Source organism: Mycobacterium shigaense (assembly GCF_002356315.1).
GTDB lineage: Bacteria > Actinomycetota > Actinomycetes > Mycobacteriales > Mycobacteriaceae > Mycobacterium > Mycobacterium shigaense.
Map to the genome: position 1 here is coordinate 4795872 of NZ_AP018164.1, position 18825 is coordinate 4814696.

13 protein-coding genes and 2 pseudogenes are annotated in these 18825 nt (G+C 67.4%); 9 read left to right on the forward strand and 6 right to left on the reverse strand.

Features of this window, described 5'->3' with window-relative positions:
- Nucleotides 1–29 precede the first annotated feature (29 nt).
- The 3 genes from ipdC (at nt 30) to MSG_RS25745 (ending at nt 2822) form a co-directional block, all read left to right on the forward strand.
- Nucleotides 30–1106 carry a (3aS,4S,5R,7aS)-5-hydroxy-7a-methyl-1-oxo-octahydro-1H-indene-4-carboxyl-CoA dehydrogenase gene (gene ipdC, locus MSG_RS22550; RefSeq protein WP_219845603.1) on the forward strand — a complete coding sequence of 359 codons (1077 nt, stop codon included), beginning with the start codon at nt 30–32 and terminating at the stop codon, nt 1104–1106.
- Between the two features lie 292 nt (nt 1107–1398).
- Nucleotides 1399–2517, forward strand: a complete 1119-nt coding sequence (locus MSG_RS22555; protein ID WP_232011105.1) for an APC family permease — start codon at nt 1399–1401, stop codon at nt 2515–2517.
- A 95-nt stretch (nt 2518–2612) separates the two neighbouring features.
- On the forward strand, nt 2613–2822 hold the full coding sequence (locus MSG_RS25745; RefSeq protein WP_232011106.1) for a hypothetical protein: 210 nt from the start codon (nt 2613–2615) through the stop codon (nt 2820–2822).
- Nucleotides 2823–2877: 55 nt separating this feature from the next.
- Here MSG_RS25745 and fadA6 read toward each other — a convergent pair whose 3' ends face one another.
- From fadA6 to ipdE1, 4 genes are read right to left on the reverse strand one after another with little or no spacing between them, the layout of a single operon-like run.
- On the reverse strand, nt 2878–4038 hold the full coding sequence (fadA6, locus tag MSG_RS22560) for a steroid 3-ketoacyl-CoA thiolase FadA6 (protein WP_096443187.1): 1161 nt from the start codon (nt 4036–4038) through the stop codon (nt 2878–2880).
- Between the two features lie 2 nt (nt 4039–4040).
- A complete protein-coding gene (kstR2, locus tag MSG_RS22565; RefSeq protein WP_096443189.1) occupies nt 4041–4643 on the reverse strand; it encodes a TetR family transcriptional regulator KstR2 in 603 nt (200 codons plus the stop codon).
- 42 nt (nt 4644–4685) lie between these two features.
- Nucleotides 4686–5474 (reverse strand): (5R,7aS)-5-hydroxy-7a-methyl-1-oxo-2,3,5,6,7,7a-hexahydro-1H-indene-carboxyl-CoA reductase, encoded by a 789-nt coding sequence (ipdF, locus tag MSG_RS22570; RefSeq protein WP_096443191.1) that lies wholly within the window; start codon nt 5472–5474, stop codon nt 4686–4688.
- On the reverse strand, nt 5471–6619 hold the full coding sequence (gene ipdE1, locus MSG_RS22575; protein WP_096443193.1) for an acyl-CoA dehydrogenase IpdE1: 1149 nt from the start codon (nt 6617–6619) through the stop codon (nt 5471–5473). The genes ipdF and ipdE1 overlap by 4 nt, the downstream gene beginning before the upstream one ends.
- A 225-nt stretch (nt 6620–6844) precedes the next feature.
- Here ipdE1 and fadD3 point away from each other — a divergent pair, with 225 nt between their 5' ends.
- From fadD3 to MSG_RS22600, 5 genes are read left to right on the forward strand one after another with little or no spacing between them, the layout of a single operon-like run.
- A complete protein-coding gene (fadD3, locus tag MSG_RS22580) occupies nt 6845–8389 on the forward strand; it encodes a 3-((3aS,4S,7aS)-7a-methyl-1,5-dioxo-octahydro-1H-inden-4-yl)propanoate--CoA ligase FadD3 (protein WP_096443195.1) in 1545 nt (514 codons plus the stop codon).
- Nucleotide 8390: 1 nt separating this feature from the next.
- Nucleotides 8391–9536 carry an acyl-CoA dehydrogenase family protein gene (locus tag MSG_RS22585; protein ID WP_096443197.1) on the forward strand — a complete coding sequence of 382 codons (1146 nt, stop codon included), beginning with the start codon at nt 8391–8393 and terminating at the stop codon, nt 9534–9536.
- Complete coding sequence (locus tag MSG_RS22590) at nt 9533–10468, forward strand: acyl-CoA dehydrogenase family protein (protein ID WP_096443199.1); 936 nt, start codon at nt 9533–9535, stop codon at nt 10466–10468. The genes MSG_RS22585 and MSG_RS22590 overlap by 4 nt, the downstream gene beginning before the upstream one ends.
- A 55-nt stretch (nt 10469–10523) precedes the next feature.
- Nucleotides 10524–11474, forward strand: a complete 951-nt coding sequence (gene ipdE2, locus MSG_RS22595; protein ID WP_096443201.1) for an acyl-CoA dehydrogenase IpdE2 — start codon at nt 10524–10526, stop codon at nt 11472–11474.
- 44 nt (nt 11475–11518) lie between these two features.
- On the forward strand, nt 11519–12640 hold the full coding sequence (locus MSG_RS22600; protein ID WP_373421171.1) for a pyridoxal phosphate-dependent aminotransferase: 1122 nt from the start codon (nt 11519–11521) through the stop codon (nt 12638–12640).
- On the opposite strand, the gene MSG_RS22605 is transcribed toward MSG_RS22600, so the two are convergent.
- Both MSG_RS22605 and MSG_RS22610 read right to left on the reverse strand, forming a co-directional pair.
- The gene (locus MSG_RS22605) at nt 12630–14465 is read right to left on the reverse strand and encodes a fatty acyl-AMP ligase (RefSeq protein WP_096444734.1); all 1836 of its coding nucleotides are present in this window, start codon (nt 14463–14465) and stop codon (nt 12630–12632) included. The genes MSG_RS22600 and MSG_RS22605 overlap by 11 nt on opposite strands.
- 223 nt (nt 14466–14688) lie before the next feature.
- Nucleotides 14689–15515 (reverse strand): annotated as a pseudogene (locus tag MSG_RS22610) (arylamine N-acetyltransferase family protein); the annotation flags it as partial.
- Nucleotides 15516–15679: 164 nt separating this feature from the next.
- Between MSG_RS22610 and MSG_RS22615 the strand changes: the two are divergent.
- Nucleotides 15680–18794: pseudogene (locus MSG_RS22615) on the forward strand (Kelch repeat-containing protein).
- Nucleotides 18795–18825: the final 31 nt, after the last annotated feature.

Here is an 18825-nt window from a genome sequence, read left to right on the forward strand (position 1 = left end):
CCTCATCGCTGCGCTCTGCATCGTCGGCGGTGGCTGTGAAGCTGCGTACGCCGCTGACCGAGCTGGTCGGTGTCGAGCACCCGGTCGTGCAGACCGGGATGGGCTGGGTGGCCGGGGCGCGGCTGGTGGCGGCCACGGCCAACGCCGGCGGGCTGGGCATCCTGGCGTCGGCCACCATGACCCTGGACGAGTTGGCGACGGCGATCGGCAAGGTGAAGGCCGCCACCGACAAACCCTTCGGGGTCAACATGCGCGCCGACGCCGCCGACGCCGGCGACCGGGTCGAGCTGATGATCCGCGAGGGCGTGAAGGTGGCGTCGTTCGCGCTGGCCCCGAAGCAGGAGCTGATCGCCCGGCTGAAAGAGGCGGGCTGCGTGGTCATTCCGTCGATCGGAGCCGCCAAGCACGCGCGCAAGGTCGCGAGCTGGGGCGCCGACGCGATGATCGTGCAGGGCGGCGAGGGCGGCGGCCACACCGGCCCCGTCGCCACGACGCTGCTGCTGCCGTCGGTGCTGGACGCGGTCAAGGGCACCGGCATCCCGGTGATCGCGGCGGGCGGCTTCTTCGACGGACGCGGGCTGGCCGCGGCGTTGTCCTACGGCGCGGCCGGTGTCGCGATGGGCACCCGCTTCCTGCTCACCTCGGATTCGACCGTGCCCGATTCGGTCAAGAGACGCTATCTGGAGTCAGCGCTCGACGGCACCGTCGTCACTACCCGCGTCGACGGTATGCCGCACCGGGTGCTGCGCACCGAGCTGGTCGAGAAGCTGGAAAGCAGTTCGCCTATCAGGGGTCTCACCGCGGCGGTGCGCAATGCGGCAAAGTTCAAGCAGATGTCGCAGATGACCTGGCGGTCGATGATCTCCGACGGCCTGGCGATGCGGCACGGCAAGGAGCTGACCTGGTCGCAGGTGGTGATGGCGGCCAACACGCCGATGTTGCTGAAAGCCGGCCTGGTCGAAGGCAATACGGAGGCCGGGGTACTGGCCTCCGGGCAGGTGGCCGGCATCCTCGAGGATCTGCCCTCGTGCGCGGAGCTGATCGAGTCGATCGTGCGCGACGCGATCGAGCACCTGCGGGCGGCGTCAGCGCTGGTGGTGGACTAACACGAATACCCGCACCGTCGTCAGACGGCAGCGGTGTCGGCGCCATCGGTAACGGCGAATTGAAGGCGGCGCGTATCTCCGGTGGAGGAGCCTGCCACAGGGGCCGGTCGGCGAGACCAGCGATGTGATCAAGGATGTCGTCGAGCATTCGGTAGGGGAAGCGTAGCGGCCGGCGGTTGACGAGACAGCTGCGGGCCGAAAACGAGTGGACAGCGGCGTGCAGGTACGGACATTCGATCGCTGTCAGCGAATAGGTGTTGGCCGCGACTGGGCAGTGATAAGTCGTAGGGTCATGAGCGCAGCCACCACGGAGCCCGTGGCCGTGCCATCGGCGGCTTGCGCAGACCCCAACATCACCAAGCTGGGACAGTTCAGCGTCATCCTTCTGGGCATCAACTCGATCCTCGGCGCAGGAATCTTCCTCACTCCTGGCGCCGTGGTCAAGATCGCCGGGCCGCTGGCGCCCGTGGCCTACGTCGTCGCGGCGTTGTTCGCCGGAGTGCTGGCCATGGTGTTCGCAACCGCTGCCCGCTACGTCAAAACCAACGGCGCGTCCTACGCTTACACCACCGCCGCATTCGGCCAGAAACTAGGGATCTACGCCGGGGTCACGCACGCCGTTGCCGCCTCGATCGCCTGGGGAATCCTCTCGTCCTTCTTCGTCTCGACCCTGCTCGTTGTGATTTTCCCGCACACCGGGTGGGCCGAAGGTACCGCGGTGATATCTGTCAAGACGCTGGGGTTTCTCATCTGCATCGCGGTGCTGCTGCTGATCAACACGTTCGGAAACCGGTTGATCGCTTGGGCTAACGCCATTTCCACAATCGGCAAGGTTTCGGCGCTTACCCTCTTCATCGTTGGCGGCCTATGGATCATCGTCACCGAGCACCTCAATAACTACCGTTCCTCGAGCGCCCAAGATGTTTATCAGCCGGAATCGTATGCGCCGTTCGGTGCGGTGGACTTGGGACAAAACGCCGTGACAACGCTGGTTCTTGCCACCATCGCCGCCCTGTACGCCTTCACCGGGTTCGAGTCGATCGCTAATGCCGCCGAGGAAATGAAGGATCCGGAACGCACCCTTCCGCGCGCGATTCCGGTGGCTATCGCGACGGTGGCGGTCGCCTACACACTGGCGGTCGTGGTGGGCATGACGTTGGGTGCGGGCGAGATCGCTCATTCCCAACAGATCGTGAAACTTCCGGCGGCGATCGGCGATGACGTCTTCCGAACGATCATCACCATCGGCGCACTGGTGTCGATGTTCGGCATAAACCTAGCCGGCTCGGCTGTCAGCGAAGAACCGCTTCGGCGTGCCCACCGTCGCGTTCGGCCTGACAGCGACACTGGCCATCGCATTTCCGCTCGCCCTGCATTTCGCATGATGTCCATCTCACGGGCCTGGCAGTGATCGCGCGATTCGTGCAGTTCGTCACCGTTCCAATCGCCGTACTCGCTTTAGCCTCAAGCCGTCTACCGCGATTCGCTCATGTCCGCCGGAACACGTTGACCGACAAGGTCATTCCGGTACTGGCATTGATAATTACCGTGCTGCTCGCGGTGTCATTCGATTACCGGACGCTCCTGCTGGACCATGGGGGCGGGCCCAACTACTTCTCGATCGCCCTGCTGGTCGTTGCGTTCGTCATTGTGCCCGGCGGGGCCTACTGGCATTACCACCGGGGACTCGCCCGCGGATCCACCGAGCATGCGTAGTCGTACGCGTCGTGGGGTCTGCCGACGTTCGGGCACTCACGCTCGGTGAAAAGAATTACAGCCGTTCGATGATCGTGACGTTGGCCGTGCCGCCGCCCTCGCACATCGTCTGCAGACCGTAGCGACCGCCGATGCGCTCGAGCTCGTTGAGCATCGTCGTGAACAGCTTGGCGCCGGTGGCGCCCAGCGGGTGGCCCAGGGCGATCGCGCCGCCGTTGGGGTTGACCCTCTCGGGGTCGGCCTTGATCTCCTTGAGCCAGGAGATGACGACGGGGGCGAACGCCTCGTTGATCTCCACGGTGTCGATCTCATCGATCGACAGGCCGGTCTTCTCCAGCGCGTAGCGGGTGGCGGGGATGGGCCCGGTGAGCATGAACACCGGGTCGGCGGCGCGGGCGCTGATGTGGTGAATGCGGGCCCGCGGCGTCAGGTTGTGGTCCTTGACAGCCTGCTCGGAGGCCAGCAGCACTGCGCTGGCGCCGTCGGAGATCTGGCTGGCCATCGCCGCGGTCAGCCGGCCGCCGTCGACCAGCGTCTTGAGGCCGGCCATCTTCTCCAGCGACGACTCACGCGGACCCTCGTCGACGCGGAACGGCCCGGATTCGGTTTCCACGGTGATGATTTCGTTGTCGAAGTGGCCGCCGCGAATCGCCGCGAATGCGCGCTCGTGACTGGCCAGCGCGTAGCGCTCCATCTCCTCGCGCGAGATGTTCCACTTCTCGGCGATCAACTCCGAGCCGCGGAACTGCGAGATCTCCTGGTCGCCGTAGCGGTGCAGCCACTGTTTGGATTCGTTGGTGGGCGAGGTGAAACCGAACTGCTCGCCCACCGTCATCGCCGACGAAATGGGGATCCAACTCATGTTCTGCATGCCGCCAGCCACGATGACGTCGGCCGTTCCGGACAGGATCGCCTGTGCACCAAAGGAAATCGCCTGCTGACTGGAGCCACACTGCCGGTCCACCGTGACACCGGGGACCTCTTCGGGGTAGCCCGCGGCCAACCACGACAGGCGGGCGACGTTACCCGCCTGTCCCCCAATGGCATCCACGCAACCGGCGATCACGTCTTCGACAGCGGCGGGATCGATGTCGACCCGGTCGAGCAGCCCGCGCCACGCATAAGCACCGAGGTCGACCGGATGGATCCCGGCCAGTGCTCCATTGCGTTTGCCAACCGCGGTACGCACAGCGTCAACGACATACGCCTCAGCCATCTTCAGACTCCTTCTTTGGTAATTCCGCCAAGCACGATGGCGAGGTATTGCTCACCGACCTGCTTCGCGGTGAGCGGGCCGCCGGGTCGATACCAGCGCACCGACACCCAGGTGGTGTCGCGGATGAACCGGTAGACAAGGTCGACGTCGAGGTCGGGCCGGAAGCAGCCATCGTCGACGCCCTGATTCAGCAACTCGACCCACATCTTGCGTTGTTGCCGATTCATATCCTCGATGTAGGAGAACCGCGGTTGGGAGAGCAGTCGCTGGGCCTCGTCCTGGTAGATGACGACCTGCGCGTGCCGATCCTCGATCGCCTCGAACGAGGCCATGAACAGCCCCTTGAGTCGCTCCAGCGGATTGGACTCGCTGTCGATGATCTCGTTGTAGCGGGCGAAGAGCCAGTCGAGGAAACCGCGCAGCAGCTCGTCGACCATCTCCTCTTTGGACGCGAAGTGGTGGTACAGGCTGCCGGACAGAATGCCAGCGCCGTCGGCGATGTCGCGCACGGTGGTGGCGCGCAACCCGCGCTCGGCGAACATCGACGCGGCGAGCTCGAGCAGCTCGTCTCGTCGGCTGTTGGCCTGACCGGTCACTCGATCCACCCGATCAGAGTATCAACCAAGCGCTTGCTTGGCCAGTGGAGATCACGGGTGCTGGCTGGAGACCGAGATCACTTCGCCGGTGAGGTAGCTGGAGTACTCGCTGGCCAAGAATGCGATGGTGGCCGCGACTTCCCACGGCTCGGCGGCTCGCCCGAACGCCTCGCCCGCCGACAGCCGGTCCAGCAATTCGGACGACGACGTCTTCTCCAGGAACTTGTGGCGGGCGATGCTCGGCGAGACCGCGTTGATGCGCACCCCGTACTCTGCGGCTTCTATTGCGCTGCAACGGGTCAACGCCATCACGCCGGCCTTGGCGGCAGCATAGTGCGACTGCGAGTGCTGGGCTCGCCAGCCCAGCACGCTGGCATTGTTGACGATGACCCCGCCGTGTGGTGCCGCGCGGAAGTAGCGCAGCGCCGCACGGGTGGCACGCAACACCGACGTCAGCGTCACATTCACGACGCGGTCCCACTCCTCGTCGGTCATGTCGACGACGGGGGTCTGGCCACCGAGTCCGGCGTTGTTGATCAGCACGTCCAGCCGGCCCATCCGGGCGGTGGTCGAATCGATCAGCGCGTCGACCTGGGCGGTCGCGGTCACGTCGCACAGCACTGATTCGACGCGGCCGAGGCCCAGCGCGGCCAGTTCCACGGCGGTCTCCCCTAGCCGTCGTTCGTGATGGTCGGAGATCACCACGTCGGCTCCTTCGACCAGTGCCCGACGCGCTGTCGCCGCGCCGATGCCGGTGCCGGCGGCCGCGGTGACGACTACCACCTTGCCCTGCAGAAGTCCATGTCCGGCAATCTCTTTCGGAGCCTTGGACAGACTCATCCCTTCACCTCTCGAGGTAAGCCGAGCACCCGCTCGGCGATGATGTTGCGCTGGATCTCGTTGGACCCGCCGTAGATGGTGTCGGCGCGGGTGAACAGAAACAGGCGTTGCCACTCGTCGAACTCGCCGTCGGGCAGTGTCAGTCCCGGCTTGCCGATGACGTCCATCGCCAACTCACCCAGAGCGCGATGCCAGTTGGCCCACAACAACTTCGACACGTTGTCCTGTCCGGGCTGCTCGACGTCCATGGTGGCCAGGGCGTAGCTGCGCATGGCCCGCAGGCCAGTCCAGGCCCGGGTCAACCGCTCCCGGATGAACGGATCGTCGGCGGCGCCGGTGCGCTGCGCGACCTCGGCCAGGTTGGAAAGCTCACGGGCGTAACGGATCTGCTGCCCGAGCGTCGACACCCCGCGCTCGAACGTGAGCGTTCCCATAGCGACTCGCCAGCCGTCGCCGGGCTCGCCGACCACCAGGTGAGCCTCCGTGCGGGCATCGTCGAAGAAGACCTCGTTGAATTCCGAGTCGCCGGTCAGCTGGATGATCGGGCGGATCTCCACGCCCGGCTGATCCAGCGGGACCAGCAGATATGACAGCCCGGCGTGCCGCTTGGAGCCCTTTTCGGTGCGCGCAACCACAAAGCACCACTGCGCCCAGTGCGCCAGCGACGTCCACACCTTCTGGCCATTGATCACCCATTGGTCGCCGTCGAGTTCGGCCGTGGTCGCCACGTTGGCCAGGTCGCTGCCGGCGCCCGGCTCCGAGTATCCCTGGCTCCACAGCTCGGTGACGTCGAGGATGCGCGGTAGGAACCGCTGCTGCTGTTCGGGCGTCCCGAACGCGATCAGCGTCGGGCCCAGCAGCTCCTCGCCGAAGTGGTTGACCTTGTCCGGCGCGTTGGCCCGGGCGTACTCCTCGTAGAAGGCCACCCGGTGCGCCGTGGACAGGCCGCGACCGCCGTGCTCAACCGGCCACCCCAGGCAGGTCAGTCCGGCCTTGGCGAGATGCTGGTTCCATGCGCGGCGTTCTTCGAATGCCTCGTGTTCGCGACCGGGCCCGCCGAGGCCCTTCAGAGCTGCGTATTCACCGACCAGATTGTCGGCGAGCCAACTGCGGACCTCCGCCCGGAACTCCTCGACGTCCTGCATGCCCTGTAGGCTAACCTACCAAGCACTTGCTTTGTAGCTCGGTGACGATGCGCGCCGCTGCAGGCGGCGTGAGGAGGAATCGAGCAATCAAGCTGGGCCCGGCCGACGATGCGCGCCGCGCAGCGGCGTGAGAAGGAGGCGGGCAATCAGATGGGCTCGGCCGACGATGCGCGCCGCGCAGCGGCGTGAGAAGGAGGCGGGCAATCAGATGGAGGAATGTCGCCGATGACCAACGATCCGCGCACCGTGCCGGCGGCGCTGGATCGTCTCGCGCTCCAACTGCCCGACCACGACGCCCTGCTGACCGGCGATCGCTCCTTCACCGCGGCCACGCTGCGCGACGAGGTGCACCGCGCGGCGGCCGCGCTGATCGCGCTCGGCGTCCGAGCCGGCGACCGGGTCGCCATCTGGTCGCCCAACACCTGGCACTGGGTCGTGGCCTGCCTGGCGATCCACCACGCCGGGGCCGCGATGGTCCCGCTGAACACCCGCTACACGGCATCCGAGGCCGGCGACATCCTGGCGCGCACCGCTGCGCCCGTGCTGTTCGCGATGGGTCAGTTCCTCGGCCACGACCGCGTCGCGGACCTCGACCGCACCGCGCTGCCGGCGCTGCGGCACATCGTGCGGATACCGATCGAGGCCGACGATCCGGTACGAGGCACCTGGGACGAGTTCATCGCCCGCGGCACCCATCTCGATGCGGTGGAGGCCCGCGCCGCGGCGGTCTCGCCCGACGACCTCAGCGACATCCTGTTCACCTCCGGCACCACCGGTCGTAGCAAGGGAGTGCTCTGCGCGCACCGGCAATCGCTGGCAGCGTCGGCGTCCTGGGCTGCCAACGGCAAGATCAGCAGCGACGACCGCTACTTGTGCATCAACCCGTTCTTCCACAACTTCGGTTACAAGGCGGGCATTCTTGCCTGCCTGCAGACCGGCGCGACGCTGATTCCGCACCTGACGTTCGACCCGCTGCGCACGCTGCAGGCCATCGAGGAGCATCGAATCACCGTATTACCCGGGCCGCCAACGATTTACCAGATGCTGCTCGACCATCCGGCGCGCCGTGACTACGACCTGAGCTCGCTGCGCTTCGCGGTGACGGGCGCGGCGACCGTGCCGGTGGTGTTGGTGGAGCGAATGCAATCCGAGCTCGACATCGACATCGTGCTGACCGCCTACGGCCTGACCGAGGCCAACGGCATGGGCACGTCGTGTCGCGCCGACGACGACGCGGTGACGGTCGCAACCACCTGCGGGCGACCGTTCGCGGATTTCGAATTGCGTATCGAGTCAAGTGCTCCCGGGGAATCGGGCGAAGTGCTGCTGCGCGGGCCGAACGTGATGCTGGGCTACCTGGACGACCCCGCCGCAACGGCCGCGGCCATCGACGCCGACGGCTGGCTGCACACCGGCGACATCGGATGGGTCGACGAGGCCGGCAATCTGCGCATCACCGACCGGCTCAAGGACATGTACATCTGCGGCGGCTTCAACGTCTACCCGGCCGAGATCGAGCAGGTACTCGCGCGCCTGGACGGGGTAGCAGACGCCGCCGTGATCGGGGTCCCCGACGAACGACTCGGCGAGGTGGGCCGCGCCTTCGTGGTGCTGCTGCCCGGCGCGACCCTCGACGAGCAGTCGGTGATCGCCTACACCCGTGAACATCTGGCGAACTTCAAGGCACCGCGCTCGGTGCGGTTCGTCGACGAGTTGCCGCGCAATGCGGGCGGCAAGGTGCTCAAACCACAATTGCGAGAGTTGGCCTGAATTGGATCTGGAACTGGACGAAGAAACACTGGCATTTGCAGCCGAGGTGCGGGACTTCCTGTCGGCCAACGCCGAGTCGATCCCGACGAAGTCCTACGACAATGCGGAAGGCTTTGCGCAGCACAGGCATTGGGACCGGGTGCTGTTCGACGCCGGACTCTCGGTGATCACCTGGCCGAAGAAGTACGGCGGTCGTGACGCCCCGCTGCTGCATTGGGTGGTGTTCGAAGAGGAGTACTTCCGCGCCGGGGCCCCGGGCCGGGCCAGCGCCAACGGCACCTCGATGCTGGGGCCCACGCTGTTCGCGCACGGCACCGCCGAACAGCGCGACCGGATTCTGCCGAAAATGGCCAGCGGCGAACAGATCTGGGCCCAAGCATGGTCGGAGCCGGAATCCGGCAGCGACCTGGCGTCGCTGCGGTCCACCGCCACCCAGACCAACGGCGGCTGGCTGCTCAACGGCCAGAAGATCTGGAGTTCGCGGGCGCCGTTCGCCGAAATGGCGTTCGGGCTGTTCCGATCCGACCCATCGGCCGAGCGGCACAACGGGCTGACGTACTTCATGTTCGACCTGAAAGCCGCGGGCATCACGGTGCGGCCCATCGTCCAGCTGGGCGGCGACACCGGGTTCGGCGAGATCTTCCTCGACGACGTCTTCGTGCCCGACCAGGACGTTATCGGCACGCCGAACGACGGCTGGCGGGCGGCCATGAGCACGTCGAGCAACGAACGCGGCATGTCGCTGCGCAGCCCGGCACGCTTTCTGGCGGCCGCCGAGCGGCTGGGGGCGCTATGGAAGGACAACGGCTCGCCGGTCGAGTTTGCCGACCGGGTCGCCGACGCCTGGATCAAGGCGCAGGCCTACCGGCTGCATACCCTCGCCACCGTGACACGGCTGGCCGCCGGCGGTGAGCTGGGCGCCGAGTCGTCGGTGACCAAGGTGTTCTGGTCCGACCTCGACGTGGCGATCCATCAGACAGCGCTGGACATCCGCGGCGCCGACGGCGAGCTCGCCGGGCCGTGGACCGAGGGCCTGCTGTTCGCGTTGGGGGGCCCGATCTACGCGGGTACCAACGAGATTCAGCGAAATATCATCTCCGAGCGGCTGCTGGGTCTGCCGCGCGAAAAGGCCGGGAGCAAGAAATGAAGTTTGCACTCGACGAACAACAGCGCGACTTCGCCGCCAGCATCGACGCGGCACTGGGTGCGGCGGACCTGCCGACCACGATCCGCGCGTGGGCCGACGGCGACATCGCGTCCGGCCGCAAGGTGTGGGAACAGCTGGCCAACCTCGGCGTCCCCGCGCTGGCCGTGCCGGAGAAATTCGACGGCATCGACGCCGAACCGGTGGACCTGGTGGTCGCGCTCGAACGCCTCGGCCGCTGGTGCGTGCCCGGCCCGGTTGCCGAATCGATCGCGGTCGCTCCGGTTTTGCTCGCCGACGACGAGCGCAGTGCGCAGCTGGCCTCCGGTGAGCTGATCGTCACCGTCGCACAGCCGCCCGACGCACCGCGTGCGGTTGACGCCGAGGCGGCCGGCCTGGTGTTGCTGGCCACCGATGGCGGCGTCAGCGAAGCGACCGCCGGCGAATGCTTCCGTTCCGTCGACCCCAGCCGCCGGCTCTACGACGTGACGGCAACCGGTGCCGCTTGGCCCGCGGATACCAAGCGCGCCTACGAGTTCGGCGCACTGGCCACCGCCGCGCAGCTGATCGGCGCCGCGGAGGCGCTGCTGCACGATTCCGTCGAGTACGCCAAGCAACGCACTCAGTTCGGCCGGGCCATCGGCTCGTACCAGGCCATCAAGCACAAGCTGGCCGACGTGCATATCGCGATCGAACTGGCCCGCCCGCTGGTGTACGGCGCCGCGCTGTCGCTCCAACCGCGCGACGTCAGCGCGGCCAAGGCGGCGGCGTCCGAAGCCGGGCTACTCGCGGCCCGTTCGTCGTTGCAAACCCACGGTGCCATCGGTTTTACCCAGGAACATGATTTGTCCCTCACGCTGCTCCGGGTGCAAGCGTTGCGTTCGGCCTGGGGTACGCCGGAGGGCCATCGACGCAGAGTGCTGGAGGCCCTATGACGTGCGCCGGCGAGGGAACGCAGCCAGCACGCAGCGATGAAGCGGAGTGGCGCAAATGACTGAAGAGCGCGAGCTGCTGCGCGACACCGTCGCCGCCCTGGTCGCCAAGCACGCCGGCCCGGCGGCAGTGCGCTCGGCGATGGAGTCCGACAAGGGCTACGACGAGTCGCTGTGGCAGCTGCTGTGCGAACAGGTCGGCGCCGCGGCGTTGGTGATCCCCGAGGAGTTGGGCGGCGCCGGTGGCGAACTTGCCGATGCCGCAACGGTTTTGCAAGAACTGGGTCGCGCCCTGGTGCCCTCCCCGCTGCTGGGCACCACGCTGGCCGAGCTGGCGCTGCTGGCCGCCGGCGAGCCGGACGCCGAGACGCTGGAGGCCCTGGCCGAGGGCGGATCGATCGGGGCGCTGGTGCTCGACGCCGACTATGTGGTCAACGGTGATATCGCCGACGTGGTCATCGCCGCGACCGACGGTCGGCTGAGCAGGTGGACCCGCTTCACCGCCGAGCCGGTCGTCACCATGGACCCCACCCGCCGGTTGGCCCGCGTGCGGTCCGAGGACGGCGTGGCGTTGGGACGCGACCCGGGCCTGGCCGACATCGCGGCAATCCTGTTGGCAGCAGAGCAGATCGGCGCCGCCGAGCGCTGCCTGGAGCTCACCGTCGAGTACGCGAAGAGCCGCGTGCAGTTCGGCCGCCCGATCGGCAGCTTCCAGGCCCTCAAACACCGGATGGCCGACCTTTATGTCGCGGTCTCCGCGGCGCGGGCCGTGGTCGCCGATGCGTGCGACGACCCCACACCGGCCAGCGCGGCAACCGCGCGGCTGGCCGCCACCGAGGCGCTGTGTAATGTGGCCGGCGAGGGCATCCAGCTGCACGGCGGCATTGCGATCACCTGGGAACACGATATGCACCTGTACTTCAAACGCGCACACGGCAGTGCACACCTGTTGGGATCCACGCGAGAACTGTTGCGCCAACTCGAATCTGAGGTGCTCCAGACGCCGTGAACGGCTCCGTCGCACTACGTGCCGGCATCCCGCCCTTCCATGTGATGGACGTCTGGCTGGCGGCCGCGGAGCGCCAGCGCAGTCACGGCGACCTGGTGAACCTCTCGGCGGGTCAGCCCAGTGTGGGGGCACCCGAGCCGGTGCGTGCGGCGGCGGCCGCGGCCCTGCAGACCAATCAGCTGGGCTACACCGTGGCGTTGGGCGTTCCCGAACTGCGTGCCGCGATCGCGGCCAACTACCAACGGCTGCACGGCATCGACGTCGAGGCCGATGCCGTGGTGATCACCACTGGTTCGTCCGGCGGGTTTCTGCTCGCGTTCCTGGCGTGCTTCGACGTCGGTGATCGGGTGGCGCTGGCCAGCCCCGGCTATCCGTGTTATCGAAACATCTTGTCGGCGTTGGGTTGTGAGGTGGTCGAACTGCCGTGCGGCCCGAACACCCGCTTCCAGCCTACCGCACAGATGCTGGCCGAACTCGACCCGCCGGTGCGCGGCGTGATCGTCGCGAGCCCGGCCAACCCCACCGGGACGGTAATACCGGCGGCGGAGCTGGCGGCCATCGCGGCGTGGTGTGACGGCGCCGGAGTGCGGCTGATCAGCGACGAGGTTTACCACGGCCTGGTCTACGAGGGCGCGCCGCCGACCAGCTGCGCCTGGCAGACATCGCGAAACGCAGTGGTGGTCAACAGCTTTTCGAAGTATTACGCCATGACCGGCTGGCGGTTGGGCTGGTTGCTGGTGCCGGCGGAGCTGCGCCGGGCCGTGGACTGCCTGACGGGTAATTTCACCATCTGCCCGCCGGTACTGTCGCAAATCGCGGCGGTAGCGGCGTTTACGCCGCAGGCCACGGCCGAGGCCGACGGCAATCTGCACCACTACGCGGTCAACCGATCGCTGCTGCTCGACGGGCTGCGCCGCATCGGCGTGGACCGGCTGGCACCGACCGACGGCGCCTTCTACGTCTACGCCGACGTTTCGCAGTTCACGGACGACTCGATGGCCTTCTGCTCGAAGTTGTTGGCCGACACCGGTGTTGCGATCGCTCCTGGCGTCGATTTCGACATCACGCAGGGCAACAGGTTCGTCCGGTTGTCGTTCGCCGGACCGACCGGCGACATCGAAGAGGCTGTGCGCCGCATCGGACCGTGGCTGTCGGTCAGCGGTTGAACTTCCCCGCAAGGTATTCGGCCCGGCAGGCGTTGCGGGCGAGTTTGCCGCTCGTGGTGCGCGGGATGGTGCCGGCGGCCACCAGCCGCAGGTCGGCCAACCGGACCTGGTGATTGCGCGAGATCGCCGCCCGCACGGCGTCGGCGACCACTGCCGGCTCGGTACGGCCCGCGCCCGCCGCACGTTCGGCGACGACGACTAGCTGCTCGCCCGAGCCCGACTCCGACGACCCGAGCGCGTCCGCCGGGACGGAGAACGCCGCGACATAGCCGGTGCGGATGGCCGGTGAGGCGTTGCTCACCGTCGTCTCGACGTCGAACGGGTAGTGGTTGCGCCCGTCGATGATGATCAGATCCTTGCTCCGGCCCGTTAGGTACAACTCGCCGTCCAGGTACACCCCGAGATCACCGGTCGCCAACCAAAATCCGTTGTCGGCCACGCCCTCGGCGTGGCTGCCCTTGTCGAGCCGGGACTGCAGCTTGTTGCCGAACACCCGTCTCGTCTCGTCCTCGCGGCCGAAGTAGCCGCGGCCGATGTTGACGCCATGCAGCCAGATTTCGCCGACGGTGCCGTCGGGCACCTCGGCGCCGTCGGGGTCGGTGATCACCAGCCATTGGTCCGGGATCGGCTGCCCGCACGACACCTGGGACACCGCATCCGGGTCGTCGGGCGCGACGATCACCGCGCGGCCGGCGGCGAGCTGCTCGCGGTGCATGAAGACCTCGCCGGCTGCCGCGTCCAGGGAAATGCTGGCCACCGAGAGTGTCGCCTCCGCCATCCCGTAGGAGGGCTTGACCGCGTTGGCCGGCAGACCGTAGGGCGCGAACGCATTGGTGAACTTCTGAATCGCCGACATCGTGACCGGCTCGGACCCGTTGAGGATGCAAACGACGTTGCTGAGGTTGAGGGTCTCGCCCGCCGGTGGCAACCCGCGCTCCGAGGTCAGCTCGAAGGCAAAGTTCGGCGCGGCCGCAAAGGTGCGGCCGTAGGCGGACTCGATGCCCAGTTGTTTGATCCACCGATAGGGCCGGCGCAGGAATGCCATCGGGTCCATCAGCGTGACGTGGGCCCCGAAGAACGCGGTGAACATGATCATCATCAGGCCCATGTCGTGATACAGCGGCAGCCAGCTCACGGTGCGGACGTCGACGTCCAGCCCGCCGGTCAGGACCATTTGCATCGCGTTGGTGTAGACGGACCGATGGGTGATCTCCACCCCGGCCGGCAAACGCGTCGAGCCCGACGTGTACTGCAGGTAGGCGATGTCATCGGTGTCGACGGACGCCCCGATGAACATCGATCCGAGCGTGTCCGGAAGCGCGTCCACCGCGATCATTCGCGGCCGCTCGGCCGGCGCCAGCGTCCGCAGGAACGTCCGAACCGACTCGGCGGCGGCAGTCGTCGTCAACACGGCAGCCGGCCGGGCGTCGGCCAGCACCGCGGCCAGCCGCTCAGCGTGGCCCGACATGGCCGGCGCGAACAGCGGAACGGCGATGTTGCCCGCGTAGACGGAGCCGAAGAACGCCGCCACATAATCGAGTCCCTGGGGCGCCAGGATCGCCACGCGCTCCCCGGGCTGGGTGACTTGCTGCAGGCGAGCGCCGATAGCACAGACCCGTACCCACAGCTCGTTCCAGCTCAGGACCACCGGCCGGCCGTCGGGTTCGTGCGAGTAGTCCAGGAAACGGTAGGCCGGGTGGTCGCCGTGTTCGGCGCGATGCCGGTCGAAATACGAGGTCAGCGTCAGGCCCTCGGGTACCTCGATCGTTCTGCCAGCGGGGGTGTTGGGGTCGGCGTCGCCCGAGGTGGGCGCATAGTTGTTCAGCCAGTGATCCCGAGTCACGGTAGGACAGGCTAGTAGACGTGTTCGTTATTTACCTATCCGTTCCCCTATGACCGGGATCACTGTCAGGAGAATGTCACCGATTTGCGATGAAATGGTTGCCTACGTCTACCCGCGTAAACCCGCCCTGACCCGGTCGTTTCCGCACGCGCCTCGGGTGTGCGCGCCGTCGGAATTGAAGCGGGTTGGGATTGCACTGGTTATTGGCGTCGGTAATGCCGTCGATGCGGGATTCCAGTCGGCCGCGTTCGCCGACATCGTCGATGTTGATCCCGAATCGGTCGTGCAATTGCTCGACGACGGCCGCGGCATCGGGGAGCAGGATCTTTTCGGAGCCGCCCTGGCGGTGGATGGTGAGTTCACGGCCGGCCAGGTTGTACCGGCCGTCGTCAGTGACCAGCGCGACCATCAGGCCGGTGACGAAATGCGACGAGGGGTGCGTCGAGACGAACCAGCTGCCCGTCTTCAGATCGATATCCGGGTGGGTTCGCGTGGTGAACTCGTAGAGCGGCTGCCACTCCCCGGCGATCTGGGCCAGTAACACCAACCCGTCGCCGCGGTCGTCCAAGCGGTACGGCTCGTGCGTGGTCTGCTGGACATTGCCCGTTTCGAAGCGAATGAGCGAGGTCAGAGTCTAGCCGCCGAAGCCGACGTCGACGAGATAGGGCCCCTGGGAGCCGGGGAACGTCACCGCCAACACCGTGTGGGTCTGGGCGAGCAGCGGCGCGCCGGGTGGCGCCATCCAGATCACACGGCCGGCCAACCGCCGCACCCGAAAGCCGATCTCGGTCAGCGCGTAACCCAGCAGCCCGTTCTGCTCGTAGCAGTAGCCGCCGCGGCGCCGGTATACCAGCTTGTCGTCAGGGCCTCTGGACTCAGGTCGTCGACCGGCACGCCCAGCAGCGGATCCAGGTTCTCGAACGGGATGGTGCGGGTGTGAGCGGTCATGAGATCCTGCAGCACTTCGAGCGTCGGCCGGGCAACGCCACCATAGTTGATGCGCTCGAAGTACCCGTTGCAGTCCAGTGTCATAGACCCATTCTGGCCCGGAGGTTAACCCGCAGGAAACCCCTGGCGTCAGAACATCTTTGGCGTAGATCCGACATCGGCGATGATCTTCGCCCGCAGCGCGCGGCGAGGCTTGTTTGGTTAGGCTCCAGTCGCGAGTAGCTCTTACGCACGAAGTCGGGGGCCACGTGACCGAAGCACCCAACACCAAGGATCCGGCGTCTGCGCTCATCGAACTCGCCGCGGAGCTCGCCGCCGCCGGATTCGAGAACGCGCGCCAGGTAGGTAGGGGTGGCGCCGGGGTCGTCTTCCGCTGTTTCGAAACCGCGCTGGGCCGCAATGTCGCGATCAAGGTGCTGCCGTCGCATTTCGACGACGAGAGCAGGGAGCGTTTCCTGCGCGAGGGCTACGCGATGGGCGGCCTGTCCGGGCATCCGAACATTCTCAACATCTTGCGGGTCGGGATCACCCCCAGTGGCCGGCCATACATCGTAATGCCTTACTGCGCAGAGGATTCCCTGGCCGTCCGACTGCGTCGCGAAGGGCCGATCCCCTGGCCGGAGGCCATGCGCATCGGCGTGAAGCTCTGCGGCGCCCTGGAAACCGCCCATCGGACAGGCATTTTGCATCGCGACATCAAACCCGCCAACGTGCTCGTCAGCGATTATAGCGAACCGCAACTGGCCGATTTCGGGATCGCACGCATTCAGGGCGGCTACGAGACGACAAGCGGGTTCTTCTCCGGCACAATCGACTACACGCCGCGGAGACGTTGGCGGGCAATCCCGCGACGGTGGCCTCCGACATCTATTCACTGGGCGCCACTGTCTACACGCTGATCGCCGGGAGCGCCGCCTACGAGCGTCAGACGAGCGAAGACCTCGTCGCCCAATACCTGCGCATCAGCACCACCCCGATTCCCGACCTGCGTCCCCTCGGGATCCCCGACGCGGTGTGCTCGGCGGTCGAAGCCGCGATGTTGCTTGATCCCGCGGAGCGGCCCATGTCGGCGGCCGAGTTGGGCCGCGAGTTTCAGGCCGCACAGCGCAGCAACGGCTTACAGCCCGACGCGATGGCGATCACCGACTCCGGTCGTCATTCGGTGCGCGCGGCGGCCGCGGAGATCTCGCAATTGGCCGGGCTCACCGCGGGCGGGCCCGGTGCGGGGGAAGCACCGTCGACGGCTCCCGACACCCGCGTTCGCCATCCCGCCCCGGCGCCGACAACTTCGGCGCCGTCGGAATCCGCCATTCAGCGCGAGTTTTCGGAGGCGGCCAGCGTGCTGCGCGCCATCCACGACGAAGTGCAATCAGACGACGCGGAACCGGATGCCGAGCCGTCGGCGACGCCGACCAGCGCGCCCGCCGGCCCTCCCGGCGTGAAGCCGCCGCTGCGGGCGCGGGCCACCGCGTGGTTCGGCCAGCCGGGAAGAAAGCGCGTCCGCATCGGGTTGCCGGCCGGGTCGGCGGTGCTGGTCGCCGCCCTCGTCGCCGGCATCGTCGTCGTCACGCTTCCGCCGACCACGGCCAAGCATCCGACCACCGTGGGCGCTGCACAACCGGCGCCGGCGGCCACCCAATGGCGGCCGATCACCGAGGCCCGCGTCGCGCGCTACGCCGTGGCTTCCGCCAAAGTCGACGGCACCATCTGGCTATTCGGCGGGATCCGCAGCGACGGCACCGTCACGGCCCGGGACGAGGGCTACGACCCAGCCGTCGACGAGTGGAAGCGCAGCGACGATCTGCCGGTGGCGGTTTCGCACGCGATGGCGGTCACCTGGCAGGGCAACGCGGTTGTGCTCGGCGGATGGATGAGTGAGGGCGGTAAAAACGTTGCAGCAGATCAGGTTTGGCGGGTCGTCAACGGGCACTGGTGGAGCTGCCGCACCTGTTGCAGCCCCGAGCGGCGGCTGCGGCCGCGGTGCTGGGAGACCGCATCGTCGTCACGGGCGGCGTCGACGCCAACGGCGCGCTGCTGAACACCACCGAGGTGTTCGACGGCAACTCCTGGACGCCCGGCGCGCCGATACCGACTCCTCGGCAGATGCTGGCCGCGGCGTCGGACGGAAAGCTCGTGTATGCGGTCGGCGGAACCAACGGGAGCGACCTTCCGACGGTCGAGGCCTACGACCCAGCGGCCAAGACGTGGATGTCGTTGCCCGCCCTGCCAAAAGCGCGCAGTGACCTCGGCGCGACGATCGCCGACGGCCGTCTGGTGATACTCGGGGGCGTGTCGTCGGGGCAGGTCCTCAAGAGCGCGTCAACCTACGATCTGATGACCAAGACCTGGACGGGGTTGCCGGACATGGCGACCGCGCGACACGGCATGGCGGTGGCCGTGGTGCAGCAGTCGGTCTACGCGATCGGCGGGTCGACAACCGTCGACGACATTGACGTCGTGACCTCGGCCGAGGTGCTCAAGCTGCCGTCGCGCCGGACCCAGCCGGCGTCGCAATGGCGCTCGCTGCCCGATGCCCCTGCCCCGCGGCTGATGATGGCGTCGGCCGTTCTCCAGGACAAGATCTGGATCCTGGGCGAACTGCAAGACGGCGCCGCGCTCAACACGGTTGAGAGTTACGAGCCGCGGGCCGGTGTCTGGCAACCGGGCCCCGCGCTGCCGATGCCGCTGCACCACGCGGCCGCGGCCACCTACCGGGGCGAGGTGGTCGTCCTCGGCGGCACAAGCGACAACATCGCCGACGGATCCAACAAGGTGTTCGCGTTGCGCGGTGCCAACTGGGTGGAGTTGCCCAGCCTCGGCCACGCCCGCGCGGCCCCGGCCGCCGCGGTGGTCGGCGACAAGCTCGTGGTCGTCGGCGGGCAGAACGCCAAGCAGCTCGTCCCGCAGACCGAGGTCTTCGACGGGACTTCGTGGCAGGATGCCGCCGACATGCCCACGCCGCGCGAGCACCTCACCGCGGTGTCCGACGGCAGCTACGTCTACGCCATCGGGGGCAGATCGCTTTCCTCCGACCGGAACTCGGCAGCCCTCGAACGATTCGACCCGGCGTCGGGGGCGTGGGCCACGCTAGTCAGCATGCCGACTCCGCGCGGCAGCTACGGCGCCGCTTACATCGACGGCCGGATCGTGGCGCTCGGTGGCGAAGAACCGGCGACGGTGCTGAACGTGGCCGAGATGTACGACATCGCGGCCGGGAAATGGAGCACGCTGCCGCCGATGCCGACGCCGCGGCACGGTGCGGTGGTGGCAACCGTCGGCAACACGGTGTACTGCATCGGCGGCGCCAACCGGCCGACGCACGAGGGTCCCGTAGCGACGGTCGAAGCCCTCGACTTCAGCTAGTGCGGCCGGTCAGCAGGGGTCGGCGGCGTCG

Bases quoted from the DNA above. Each gene is read 5' to 3' on its own strand.
- fadA6 (WP_096443187.1), bottom strand. From the start codon at position 4,038: ATGGCTGAGGCGTATGTCGTTGACGCTGTGCGTACCGCGGTTGGCAAA.
- MSG_RS22600 (WP_373421171.1), top strand. From the start codon at position 11,519: ATGGACGTCTGGCTGGCGGCCGCGGAGCGCCAGCGCAGTCACGGCGAC.
- ipdE2 (WP_096443201.1), top strand. From the start codon at position 10,524: ATGACTGAAGAGCGCGAGCTGCTGCGCGACACCGTCGCCGCCCTGGTC.
- ipdF (WP_096443191.1), bottom strand. From the start codon at position 5,474: ATGAGTCTGTCCAAGGCTCCGAAAGAGATTGCCGGACATGGACTTCTG.
- ipdE1 (WP_096443193.1), bottom strand. From the start codon at position 6,619: ATGCAGGACGTCGAGGAGTTCCGGGCGGAGGTCCGCAGTTGGCTCGCC.
- MSG_RS22555 (WP_232011105.1), top strand. From the start codon at position 1,399: ATGAGCGCAGCCACCACGGAGCCCGTGGCCGTGCCATCGGCGGCTTGC.
- MSG_RS22590 (WP_096443199.1), top strand. From the start codon at position 9,533: ATGAAGTTTGCACTCGACGAACAACAGCGCGACTTCGCCGCCAGCATC.
- fadD3 (WP_096443195.1), top strand. From the start codon at position 6,845: ATGACCAACGATCCGCGCACCGTGCCGGCGGCGCTGGATCGTCTCGCG.